Source organism: Nonlabens sp. Ci31 (assembly GCF_012974865.1).
Classification (GTDB): Bacteria; Bacteroidota; Bacteroidia; order Flavobacteriales; family Flavobacteriaceae; genus Nonlabens.
The window spans coordinates 2555412-2568422 of the sequence record NZ_CP043633.1; the positions used below are offsets into that span (position 1 = coordinate 2555412).

Consider the following 13011-nt stretch of genomic DNA (forward strand, 5'->3'; position numbering starts at 1 on the left):
ATGAAAAATTCCTTATTTAAAATAGGACTAATAGCCCTTTTTGTAACTATTCTTAGCTCTTGTGTTCCCAAAAGTAAAATCATCTATTTGCAAGATATTGATTCGCAGCTTCCGACAAAAGAACTTAATTATGAATCTATAATCAAGAAAGATGATGTTTTAAGAATTATCGTCAGTAGTGAGGATATGGAACTGGCTAGGCCCTTTAACCAGCTGTTGAATGCAACTGCAGGTAATGAGTTAGTTGTAAATGGACAAAATAAATTATTAGGACATTTAGTAGACAATGATGGGGACATCAGTTATCCTTTGCTAGGTTCCATAAAAGTAGCCGGTAAAACAAGAAAAGAGCTTACTGATTTTTTACAGTCTCAAATTCGAGAACGGTTTGTAAAAGATGCTGTGGTTGATGTACGGATTGTTAATTTTAAAGTGACTGTCTTAGGAGAAGTAAATATACCAGGAACATTTGATTTGGAGTACAACCGCATCACCTTACTACAAGCCATAGGCACCGCGGGAGATTTAACTATTTACGGTAATAGAAAAAATATTACGGTGCTACGTGATGTAAATGGTATTCAAAAAGTTCATAAAATAGACCTTACCAAATCCGACTTTATAGATTCTGACTTTTATTATCTTCAACAAAATGATGTTGTTGTTGTAGAGCCTAACTACGCTCAAGTACAGGCAGCTGGCTTTAATAGAAACGCTTCTTTGTTTGTATCTATAGCTTCCGTCTTATTATCCCTAATCGTCATTATTTCAAGAAATTAAATGTCTGATATGAACACTACCAATTTGGAATACAATCAAAACGTTTCTTTAAAAGATCAGATCTATCAATACTTGAGGTACTGGCCTTGGTTTCTACTAAGCGTGATTGTTTTTCTTTCCGTGGGTAAAGTGTATTTAAGATACGCAACAAACGAATACAAAGCCACAGCTAAAATACTGATAAAAGATACTCAAGGTGGTGGCGGTCTTTCTGAACTTTCTGCTTTAGGTGACCTGGATGTATTGGGCAACTCGTTTAATACGGTTGAAAATGAGATAGAGATTTTACAGTCGAATAGATTGATCAATCAAGTGGTAGAAAACTTGGATTTAAATATTGTTTATACGCGAACAGGAAATATTAAGACTACTAATATTTACAAGCAAAGCCCGGTCAAACTAACTTTGTTGGATGATGCAGCTGGTTATATGATGAAAGAATCTATTTCTTTGATCATACAACCAGTAGATGAGCAATCCTTTAAAATAAAGCTTCAAGATGCAAATAAGTACGAGAGTCATTCGTACGGAGCGGAGTTTAGCATAGAGGGTTTAAACCTTGTATTAGTTCCCAATAATCCGTTCCTTTTAGGTTTAGAAATAGAACAACCAGAAGAAGTTAAGGATTGGGAGGAACTTTATATTACGATCAACCCGATATTTAAAACAACTAAGTCCATCAAATCAAAGCTTACAGTAACAAAAGCTGATAAACGGGGGAGTGTATTGGAATTAGGTCTTATAGACCCTATAAAAGAAAAAGCAGAAGACCTGCTCAATAATTTGGTTGTGGTGTTTAATCAAGATGCTATTAAAGATAAAAATGAAGTAGCTCAGAATACCGCTCAATTTATAGACGAACGTTTAGCGGACATTCAAAAGTCTTTAGATAGTTTAGAAAGAGGTATTCAACGCTTTAAGACATCAGAAAACTTAACCGATCTAGTAGCGGAATCGGCGCTGAATTTACAATCTTCTGCTGGTATAGGTAGAGAGGTTATAGAGGTGGAGACCCAATTAAAAATAGCAGAGTTGCTTCAAGTTAAATTAGAAGCAGATCAATTTGACTTTATACCAGAAAATGTGGGTTTAGAAAGTTTAGACCTTCAGCAGGCCTCTGCTAAATACAACGTCTTGATACAAGAATATTTGAGGTTTAAAGAAAATGCCACTTCAGACAATCCAGTATTGAGAAGATTAAGTAATGAAATAGTAAGTTCAAAAGAGGCCATTTTATTATCCTTGAACAACGTTATTAATTCTATCAGAATACAAAAGCAAAGCCTGAATAAAGAGCTCAATAGAGTTTCTGGTAAAATAGCTAATGTTCCAGAAAATGAAAGGGTTAATAGAGATATTGAAAGAGACCGAGTAGTGGTGGAAGCCGTTTACTTATTACTGAATCAAAAAAGGGAAACTACAGCCATTTCGCTCGCTGTTACCGCCCCTAAAGCAAAAATAGTAGACTACGCCTTAGCACCTCTAGAGCCGGTTTCTCCAAAACAGAAAATAGTTTATTTAGCCATGTTGATGTGGGGTTTATTGTTTCCAGGAGCAATAGTCTACGCAAGATCTATTTTTTACAATAAAATAGAATCCAGATCTGATGTAGAACGCGGTTTACCTAACAGTACCATTCTCGGAGAAATACCAAAATTAGATAAAGACAGTATTGATTACATTCAATTAAACGATAGATCTATTTTAGCAGAGTCGTTTAGGATCATTAGGACCAACCTTCAGTACAAGCTCAATGCGATCAATCATGACCATACTAAAGTGGTGTTAGTTACGTCAACCATTAAAGGGGAAGGAAAAACCTTAGTGGCTTATAATCTCGCGAACACCTTTTCTTACAGTGGAAAAAAGGTACTGTTGATAGGGGCAGATATTAGAAATCCACAACTTCACAGGTACTCTGATAAAGTGTCAAAAAGAACTCCTGGAGTGACAGAATTTCTTACCGATGACCATTTAAATCTAAAAGACCTGACCATTACTTCATCAACAAACCCAAATTTAGATATTCTTTTATCAGGCGCTATTCCACCTAATCCAGCAGAGTTATGGATGCAAGACAGGACCAAAACCTTATTTGATGAGGCTAAAGAAAACTATGATCTCGTGATTGTTGATAGTGCACCTACTATATTAGTAACAGATACGCTACTGATTAATAAATATGCAGATGTAACTGCTTATGTCACGCGAGCTAATTATACAGATACTTCGTTATTAGAATTCGTTGCTGATACTATTGAAGATGGTAAGCTGAGTAATGTGGCAGTAGTAGTGAATAATGTGAAGTTAGTTAACTTTGGGTACGGTAATAAATATGGCTACGCTTACGGTATAGAAAAAAAGACTTTTTGGAATACTTTTATGAGTAGATTTAAAAAGAAGCGCAGCTTTGAGTAAAAGGCTGTAATTTTAAAGATCAAATACAAGCTTGTGGTTTTCCACAAGCTTTTTTATGGAGGAAATTTGTTTTTTCTTAATCTTAATTTCCTTAATCTTTTCCAAGTGAGATAATTTATGAGCATCAGTTCCCACGTACTCATACATTCCTTTATCCAAAAGTGATGTTGCTTTTGTAAAAGATTCCTCACCATAATGATCTGATAGGGAGAGCAAGTTGAGTTGTAGTTCAAACCCTCGCTCCTTTAGATCTTTAATCTCATCTATTGATTTGATGTATCTATAGCGTTCTGGATGCGCTAATATAGGAATCAAAGGCTTTTGACACATTTTAAACACCAATTCTTCCAAATGTTCAGGACGTTGAAAATAGGACAACTCTGTAAGTAGGTAGTTCTTATGAAGACACAGGTAGTTGCTTTTTTCTATAATTTCACCAAACTGCCCGTCCATCATATATTCTGATGCGGTATTTAAGATAAAGTCCCTTGCATCTGTAGGCTCTAAAGCTAACTTTGTTTCTTGGAAATTAGCCGTAATTTTAGCAACATCATTAAGGTAATAATCTTCCATGGTATGTGGTGTAGCGATAGCATTCTTTACACCTATGGCCTTCATGCCTTTAATCATCTCTAAAGTAGTATCTAGATCAGGTGAGCCATCGTCCATCCCTGGTAACAGATGATTGTGAATGTCGGTAATACCATCTAAAAGGTCTATCAGATGAATAGATTTATTAAAAAAGATCATGAATTAAAGTTTTAGAAGCTGTTGTACTTCTTGCATTTCATATTCAACAGGGAATAATTCTTCCATGATCATGATGTATTCCGAATTTCTTTTTAAAGCATTTTGTAAATGAAACTTTCCTTTTAGCAGATCTGCTTTTTTTAGATAAAGTCCAGCGAGTCTGTATTCCAGTTCCACTTCTTCTGGATAGAATTCTAATCCGCTTTCTATATTAGAAATAGCAGTATCTATTTCACCTAGATGGAGGAGGAGGTCACACCTGTTAATCCAGGTAGAAAGTTCATAATTACCTAGCTCTATAGCTCTGCGATAACCGTATTCTGCTTCTTCTACAAAATTAAGCCTTCTATTGATAGAGGCATACTTGGTCCAGTACAGCGCATTATCTGCATCTATCTCCGTGGCTTTCTCTATATAATTGAGGGCTTTTTGATAATCCAGCCTTTTGGTATAAAAGCTTACTATAGATAACCATCCTTTATCAAGTAAAGGATCTTCTTTAACGCATTGTTTGAAGTATTTAATAGCGTTTTCGTCAACACCTAATTTTTCAAAACATTTCCCCAATCGCAAATAGGCAAATGAGGTAGGGTCGTCTAGTGTAAGTGTAATTTGATAATTTTCAATAGCTTCATTATACCTGCCTAATTTCTCTAGAACTTTACCTTTTTCTAAATATGCTCCTACAAAATGATCGTCAGAAATAATAGCAAATTCAAATGCTGAAAGAGACTTTTCATACATTTTTAGGTCAAAATATTGTTTACCTACTTGATGCCATGCCACTTCACTATAAGGGTTCTTATCGAGAAATAGATTTAAGAAGTCTATAGCTTGCTGGTGTTCTTGTAGGAAATCAAAACAATAAATAATATTGTAAAGTGCCGAGTAGTCAGTGTCGTCCAGCTCTAAGCACTTCATGAAATTCACCTTTGCATTGGAATAATCTTCAATAAAAAGAAATTCCATTCCTATTAAATTATAGACATCTGCTTGATCTAGGGTAAGGTCCAAAGCCGTTTTAAGCAGCTCTATAGCCTTATCATGGCGTTCTGTCTTTGAAAAGATATTAGCCTTTTGAATATAGATTTCAGAATTTTGTGGTTCGATTTCAAAAAGCTCATTGAGAACCTGCTCTGCTTGAGAAAACTGATTGTCAAATATATACACCTCTGCTTTAAAGAGCCTTAAGTTAACCGCAGTTGGGTGCTGAGAAATCCCTAGACTTATGGCTTTACGAGCCAATACCATTTTACCTTCTTCTAGGTAATGTTCAATGATTTGATCAAACTCGTCACTGTCAAAGAATCCAACTTCGTTAGATTTTAACATGAGTTCAAATTTTTGGATGCTTAAATCTCCATCACTGTTTAAGTCAAATTGCATACGCAGAATATTAAGAATTCTAGTTCTACTAAGTTCAATTTTTTTGCCAAAGTCTCCGCAAAAACAAGATATCTCTTGTCAACAACTTATAAACAGATTGTTTTAAGAATGATGGGCATAAAACTCTTCGGTTACCTCTAGTAGTATTCTACAGGCAAAATCAATTTCAGAATTGGTAATGGTATAAGGTGGAGTCATTCTGATAGCTCGCTTTTCATAGAGTAATAAAAAGAAGATGACACCTCTGTTTCGGCATTCATCCACTATTTGAGTAGTGAATTTATCGTCTGGGAGTAAGGCAATAAGCATAAGACCTTTACCTCTTACCTCTAAGATGTTTTTGTGTTGCAAGCTTTCGCGAAAGCGAGATTCCTTATCACGCATCTCTTCCATATAAGTGCCACCTTCTATTTCTGTAAGCGTGGCAAGTGCTGCTGCTGCAATGACTGGATGCCCTCCAAAAGTGGTTATATGGCCCAACATAGGCGATTGCTTGAAATAAGACATGTGTGCCCTGCTGGTAGTCAAAGCCCCTATAGGAAGACCGCCAGCGAGCCCTTTACCTGTGATGACCATGTCTGGAACGATATGGTGTTGCATGAAGTAAAACATACTTCCCGTGCGACCTATACCAGGTTGGATCTCATCTATAAGGAGTAAAGCGCCCGTTTCTTTACAACGTTTACTCAACTCCTGCATCCAAATGTTGCTTGGAATCTTAAATCCAGCGCCACCTTGAATACTTTCTATGATGACTGCCGCGGTATTTGTAGTAATCAACTTCAGGTCTTGTAGACAGTTGAAGTTGATATGAGTAATGTCTGGTAGTAGGGGTCTATAAGGAGCTTTACGTTCTTCATAATCCATAAGACTTAGGGAACCCATCGTGTTCCCGTGATAGGCTTTTTTCATCGCGATAATCTGAGAACGTCCCGTCACACTGCGAGCCAGTTTTATGGAAGCTTCAACAGCTTCAGTGCCGCTGTTGACAAGATAAGTGGTTTCTAATGGGGCGGGAAGTAGAGATGCGATTTTCTTGCACAATTGCACCGCCGGTTCTTGAGAAAATTCTCCATATACCATGACGTGCATATAAGTGTCGACCTGTTTTTTTATCGCTTCTGTGATGACTGGATGGCAGTGACCTAGTGGCAGGGCACTAACACCTGCTACCATATCTAAGTATTTGTGACCTTGTTTGTCATAAATATAATTTCCTTTTGCATGATCTATTTCTATTCCAGGAGCAAAAGGAGTTGTCTGTGCCTGATAATGGTAAAAATCATCCTTCATTTTCTGCTTTCTTTTTTCTAATGCGATCAGGTGTGTCTGTAGCTCTTGTTTTTAGATCCTTTTCTTTTAACCTGGAATTCTCGTTGATTTCTAACTTTTTGTCTTGTTTGAAAAAGTCTTCTTCTAGTTTGGGTAAAGGGATCCCTTGAATAGGAACGAGTACTGGGGCTGGTTGTCCTTTAAAAAGGTCTTCCTTTGTTGCGATCATTTCTTCTCCGCGCCAAATAAAGCCTCTTAAGCTACGCGCATTTTCGGGCAGCTCATCTGGAGGATAGGTGATATCGTCAGGATTGTCAAAATTAGTAATAACGCTCATCTCCTTATCTTCAAAGAGGATCACCATTCTACCACTAGTTCCTTTATTAATTCCTATGAGTTGCTGTTTTTCATTACGAGAATAAATAAGATTCTCTACATTTTTATTGATGTGAACGACCTCAAGTTCACTAGAGTCATTAAACTTTCCAATGAGTTCTTTTCCTTTAATTTGGTTAAAACCACCGCTACTATCTTGATCGATAATAAAAGCGTTGAAGAATACGTGCAAGCTATCGAGTTTCTCCGTTTGAGTATTGCTTTGAATATGTATGCTGTCTCCTGTCATCTGACTTTTACCGCTCCATAAAACAGGTTGAGTAATCATCTTAGTAAGTCCGGTACTTTGTCTGGTGATAATCGAGTCACACCTACCGCTCAAATCACTTTTAAACAGTCGCACATCATAAAACCCTCTTACAATTCTATCGTCTTCAGGGCCAGTGACCATCAATTTATCGGCATGTATATAAAGACTGTCTTGATCTTGAATAGAAATAGCAACAGCTCTCTTGGTGATAAAAACAGAATCCTTTGCCCGATAAACCTCGGCATAATGTCCTTTTATAACGGACTTATTTATGGTGTCGGTCACCACTATATGGTTAGTAGCACTGGCAAATGATCTTCCCCTATTAAAGTACAAACTGTCTCCAGTTAGCGTACGATTGTTGTAATCTATTCTAGAGTTTTTAATAAAATAACCTTCATCTGCTCTGGTATCGTAAAAACCTCGTTCGCAATAAACGGTACTGGTTTCTCCTTTTATGGTAGATGGTCCATACATATACGTGTGACCAGTTTCTGTATAAAAATTAAGGTGATCACTATCAATAGTATATTCTGGATTGGTCACCTTTACATTTTCGAGAAATTGATATCTTTTCTCTGCAATAAAATAACGGCCTATCCTGCTTTTTAAAGTACTTGCAGTGTCTTTTACTGTTCCACCGCTTCGGTAATACGCCTGTTGTTTGGCACGATCAAAAAATAAGCTGTCTGTTTTTAAAGTAGTGCCAGGGTTTTTCATATCTACATTGCCACTGGCAAAAGCAAACTGCGTCTTACCGTTATACTCTGCATATTTAGAACTCATTCTTATAGAATCGCCTTGATTCATACGCACATTATCAAAGATCCTTATAAAATTATCTTTCCGATAAAAAACAGCTCTATCGCACCACATTTCAATGCCTTTATGTTGTACATATACTTGATTGTTGCCATTTCCAGCATAAACAACTGCTCCAGGGAAAAGCGCTTCATTTATTTGACTAAAGCCTCCTCCAGTTACCTTTATCAAGGAATCGTTTGCTTGTGTCTGACCTATACAAAGGTGGACATTACATAAAATAAGAAGCCAAATTAAATTTTTCAAATAGGTTTTTTTTCTGAGTTCAAAATTACAACACCTGATCAGAAATGAGGCGGCTTTTATAGGAGCATTATAGAGTTCGGTTTTTTACCTAAGTAAATCCAAGTCGCTATAAAAATATAATTCTTTTAGTTCAAGACTTGCAAAAGTTCGATAACTTTTAGTAATTACCCATAAACCAAGTGTCTGGCATGGTGTTTATGTTTTCATTGAAAACGGAAGATTTTGAAATGCTTCGCGTTCCTAAAGAACTTTCACTTAATTTGTTGATCTCGTAACGGATCAAATTCCAGCCTTCTTTAATTTTAAGGTTGTAGGAATCTGTCTTTAAATAGATTTCATCAGTACCATCTTCAAAAAGATGTTTAGTTTCTGATTCACCTTTAATAGAAAAAGGATCTTTTGCATAGATGTAATAATAATGATGACCAGTTTCTGCTACCGCATCTTTTGTTCCTATTACATAATTCACAAAATTTTGACTAGAAGCAGGATAGATATAGTCATTTTCATTAGTGCCAATAACTTCAAATCTGTAATATTTACCAGCAAAAGCCAGTTTTGCTTCTTTTCCCGTAAATGATAAAATGTCAGCGTTAGGAAAACTTTCTAATGCATTGGTGTAGTTGAGTTCATAAGCTGCAATAGGAGAAGTGTTATAAGCTTCAAAAGCTTTTTTTGTTATTTGATCAAAATCCGTAGGCAGTTCGATTTTAAAACGTCCATCTTCTTTTAGTACCCCTGCAAATAAGGGCTCGACAAAATATCCCATGATATTAATAGCGCCAGTGATGTCACTAGGGTTTTTAACGGTATCTTCTATGGTAAAAGCAGTACTTGAACTGGTTGGTTCAGGCACCTCTTTTTTGTCAGTTGACGTTCTACATCCTGCGATTGCTAGGAAGAGAAGTAGTAATAGAGGCTTGTACATTATCTGGTTTTATTAGATTTGAACATGGAATCTAAAATCAAATTGATTCCTTGAAAAATAAAAACTACCGCTAGGATGGCAAATGCTATTCCAGGTATTAAAAATATAATGGGATGCTCTGATCCAGCTCCTATATAAATAAGAATAGGGCCAGCAAAAATAAATAAAACACTTATCCCAAGTCGTTTAACTCCTCTTACGAGAACTTCTCTGTCAGTTGATGTTTGTTCCATAGTTAACAAAGTCCTTGTTGAGCAATAGCATTTCTTACACTACCGTGATCGAGTAATAATTGACGTGCTAACTCATATTCAACTCCAGTCGCTTCCATTATCATACGTGTTCCGCGATCTACGAGCTTGTTATTACTTAACTGCATATCGACCATTTTATTACCTTTCACATGACCTAATTGTATCATGACGCTGGTACTGATCATGTTGAGAACCATTTTTTGAGCTGTTCCAGCTTTCATTCTACTACTGCCAGTTACAAATTCTGGACCTACAGTAACAGCAATAGGAAAGGAGGCTGCCTTATCTAACGGGCTTCCTTCATTGCACGTAATACATGCCGTAGTGATACCAATCGTATTGCAATGCTCTAATCCACCTATAACGTAAGGGGTGGTGCCGCTAGCCGCGATACCTATGACCACATCATTTCGATCGATGTGAAAGTTTTGTAGATCTTTAAAAGCTTGTTCAGAATCGTCTTCAGCATTTTCCACAGCCTTTCTTATCGCTAGATCACCGCCAGCTATAAGACCTATAATTTTATCATCACTTACGCCAAAAGTAGGAGGACATTCACTAGCATCTAATATTCCTAGACGACCACTGGTCCCTGCGCCTATATAAAAAAGTCTGCCGCCAGTAGCCATTTTCTGGACAATAATAGGTATTAAAGCTTCTATTTTAGGAATCACTTTTTCCACTGCGGTCGCCACAGTTTGATCTTCCCTGTTCATGCTTTGTAACAGTTCTCTGGTACTCATCTTTTCCAGATCATTGTAATGAGAATCTTGTTCTGTAATTTTTTTAAATGTCATAAGAATAGTTTCACTTAGCTACAACAACTTGTGTAGTCTCAACTTTTTTTTTACAAAACCAAAAAGCGGAATGAATAATAGTCTAATAAGAAACAGTATCTACAATCTCGAGTCCATAACCTATAATCCCTATGCGCTTGCTCTGCTCAGAATTAGTCATCAACTTGAGTTTGCTGATCTCCAGATCATGAAGGATTTGAGCTCCTATGCCGTAGTCTTTGTTGTCTAAATTACGCCTTGGTGCTTTGACAACTCCATTTTCTTGAAGGCCTTTAAGCTCTTCTAACCTGCCTAACATATTCTCTGGTTCAAATTGCTGATTGATAAAAACTATAGCCCCTTTTCCCTCTTTGTTTAAAAGATCAAACATCGCATCTATTTTACGGTCTGCATCGCTGGTTAGGGTAGAAAAGAGATCGTTATTTACTTGCGTAGAATTCATTCGGGTAAGTACGGATTCTTCTTCTTTCCAATCGCCCAAAGTCAAAGCAATATGAATCTGATTATTAGTGGTTTGTTGATAGGCGCGCAGTCGGTATTTTCCAAAACGCGTCTTTAACATAAAATCTTCTTTCTTAACGATAAGACTATCGTGCTTCATACGGTAAGCTACTAGATCTTCAATAGATACCAGTTTTAGATTGTGTTGTCTTGCTACTTCTACAAGTTGAGGAAGTCGGGCCATAGTCCCATTTTCATTCATGATCTCCACAATGACTCCTGCAGGTTCATGACCAGCAAGTCTTGCAAAGTCAATAGCAGCTTCTGTGTGACCAGTTCTTCTCAACACACCACCATCTTTTGCTCTTAATGGAAATATATGACCAGGTTTACTTAAGTCATGAGGTTGTGTGTCTTTATTAATGATGGCTTGTATGGTTTTTGCTCTATCACTAGCACTTATTCCAGTAGTTACTCCATGACCTCTTAAATCTACAGAAACAGTAAAGGCTGTTTCCATAGGGTCAGAATTATTAGTGACCATCATGGCAAGTTCTAATTCTTTACATCTCGATTGTGTAAGAGGAGCACAAATCAAACCACGACCATAAGTAGCCATAAAGTTGATCATTTCTGGGGTGACAGATCTCGCACTGGCTAGAAAATCACCTTCGTTCTCCCTATTTTCATCATCTACCACGATGATGATTTTTCCATTTCTAATGTCTTCTATAGCATCTTCAATACGATCCAATTGTATGGCTTTTGAAGTTTTTTCTTCGGTAATCATAAACCTTAATTCTTTGTTACAAAGATAAGGATTAAGCCGTTGCGCTAGGAGATTTTGGGTGTTTTTTAAACTTTGCAAACAGCTGGGCAAAGCTGAACTCATTATTAAAGATTCCTTGATCTGTAGTGGCTCTGTAGGTGAGGTAAATCCCAATAGGGAAAATAATAAACGTGCTCATCCATGCTCCAAGCCAGGCGGGAAAAGCACCTTCAGCAGCTGCTTTTTCAGCAAAAATACCTATAAAGTGATAGGTTAGAAAAAACAAAGTAGCTACCACAAGAGGTAATCCCATTCCACCTTTTCTTATGATGGCTCCTAATGGTGCACCAATAAAAAACAGGATGACACAAGCAACTCCTAAAACATATTTTTTATGAATCTCTATTTCGTGTTTTGCCAGCCTAGATTCCTCTCCTTTTATTTGGGCTACTCGATTTTGAACAGCGGCTCGCTGACTGCGCATTTTTGACATAGCCACATCTAAAGTTCTACGCTGGTCAAATATTTTCAGGGAAGTCAATAGGTCTTTAGGGGGCTCTTTTATGCTGTCTAGCTCCACTCTCTTATCTAAGGCACTGGGTGACCATGTATTATGTTGGTTGTTTCTATAGATTTTGTAATTGTTCGTGAGTGCTAATGAAAAAGTATCGATGCGATTGTAGAGTTCATTAATCTTAAGCATTCGATGATTATCAGTGACTGATTCTTCACTGAGATCTACTTTATTCAATTGTGATACATCAATATTTAGAGTGTAACTGTCAAAATAACTCTTCACAAATGGGGAACTATTTGCTTTTCTTGGCTGCGTCAGGTATAAGTCTTCATAGTAATTGCCTTCTTCTAGAACCAGCTGGATCACGTTAGACTTTAGCGAACTTTTTAACTCACCTCGTTTGCTTTTTATAACCGTATAATTACCGTTTTTACTAGAATTCTTTTTATGTATGATGACATCGTTAAGGAATTCACCGTTTTCACCAGACTTTTCGGCTACCTTAATGTTGATATCGCCTAGTTGATTAAAGGTTCCCTCACTTATCGCCATAGCAGGCTTCATCTTAGCAATATTACCACGCAAGTTTCTTTGTTTTAAATACCCCCAAGGAATAACGGTATTGGCAAATAGAAAGGAAGTAATTCCTATACCCAAAATAACAATAGTAAGCGATCTCATGGCTCTTTGCAGAGAAATACCATTTGATTTCATAGCAGCAAACTCATAGTTCTCTGCCATACTTCCAAAAACTAAAATTGCCGTTAATAGAACACTTAAAGGTAATGCGATAGGCACGGCAACTGGAGTAGAGTAGTAAAGAAATTTTACAATTGTTACCACGTCTAGGTCTTTTCCTGCTAGCTCTTTAATGTATAACCATATCGCTTGTAGAATAAGAATAAACATTAATACAATAAAGACGCTTAAAAACGTCTTTATGTATTGAGTTAATATGTAACGATCTAAGATCTTCAAATTATAC

11 protein-coding genes are annotated in these 13011 nt (G+C 36.8%); 2 read left to right on the top strand and 9 right to left on the bottom strand.

Annotated elements, in window-relative coordinates:
• Together F0365_RS11295 and F0365_RS11300 are read left to right on the top strand one after the other, a co-directional pair.
• Complete coding sequence (locus F0365_RS11295; protein ID WP_240961611.1) at positions 1-780, top strand: polysaccharide biosynthesis/export family protein; 780 nt, start codon at positions 1-3, stop codon at positions 778-780.
• A gap of 9 nt (positions 781-789) precedes the next feature.
• A complete protein-coding gene (locus tag F0365_RS11300) occupies positions 790-3198 on the top strand; it encodes a GumC family protein (protein WP_169933782.1) in 2409 nt (802 codons plus the stop codon).
• 12 nt (positions 3199-3210) lie between these two features.
• Here the strand turns inward: F0365_RS11300 and F0365_RS11305 are convergent, their stop codons facing one another.
• The 9 genes from F0365_RS11305 to F0365_RS11345 form a co-directional block, all read right to left on the bottom strand.
• Positions 3211-3948, bottom strand: a complete 738-nt coding sequence (locus F0365_RS11305; protein ID WP_169933783.1) for a tyrosine-protein phosphatase — start codon at positions 3946-3948, stop codon at positions 3211-3213.
• A gap of 3 nt (positions 3949-3951) precedes the next feature.
• Positions 3952-5334, bottom strand: coding sequence for a tetratricopeptide repeat protein (locus F0365_RS11310; protein ID WP_169933784.1), 1383 nt, complete (start codon positions 5332-5334; stop codon positions 3952-3954).
• 102 nt (positions 5335-5436) lie between these two features.
• Complete coding sequence (locus F0365_RS11315; protein WP_169933785.1) at positions 5437-6627, bottom strand: aspartate aminotransferase family protein; 1191 nt, start codon at positions 6625-6627, stop codon at positions 5437-5439.
• Positions 6617-8320 carry an OstA-like protein gene (locus F0365_RS11320; RefSeq protein ID WP_240961612.1) on the bottom strand — a complete coding sequence of 568 codons (1704 nt, stop codon included), beginning with the start codon at positions 8318-8320 and terminating at the stop codon, positions 6617-6619. The genes F0365_RS11315 and F0365_RS11320 overlap by 11 nt, the downstream gene beginning before the upstream one ends.
• Before the next feature lie 157 nt (positions 8321-8477).
• Complete coding sequence (locus F0365_RS11325; RefSeq protein ID WP_169933786.1) at positions 8478-9248, bottom strand: hypothetical protein; 771 nt, start codon at positions 9246-9248, stop codon at positions 8478-8480.
• Entirely contained in the window at positions 9248-9481 is a 234-nt protein-coding gene (locus F0365_RS11330; RefSeq protein ID WP_169933787.1) for a DUF6095 family protein, read from the bottom strand. Before F0365_RS11330 ends, F0365_RS11325 begins: the two co-directional genes overlap by 1 nt.
• A gap of 2 nt (positions 9482-9483) precedes the next feature.
• The gene (gene murQ / locus F0365_RS11335) at positions 9484-10299 is read right to left on the bottom strand and encodes an N-acetylmuramic acid 6-phosphate etherase (RefSeq protein ID WP_169933788.1); all 816 of its coding nucleotides are present in this window, start codon (positions 10297-10299) and stop codon (positions 9484-9486) included.
• A gap of 82 nt (positions 10300-10381) precedes the next feature.
• Entirely contained in the window at positions 10382-11530 is a 1149-nt protein-coding gene (ribB, locus tag F0365_RS11340) for a 3,4-dihydroxy-2-butanone-4-phosphate synthase (protein ID WP_169933789.1), read from the bottom strand.
• Between the two features lie 31 nt (positions 11531-11561).
• Positions 11562-13004: an LptF/LptG family permease gene (locus F0365_RS11345; RefSeq protein WP_262889006.1), complete on the bottom strand. Its 1443-nt coding sequence runs from the start codon at positions 13002-13004 to the stop codon at positions 11562-11564.
• Positions 13005-13011: the final 7 nt, after the last annotated feature.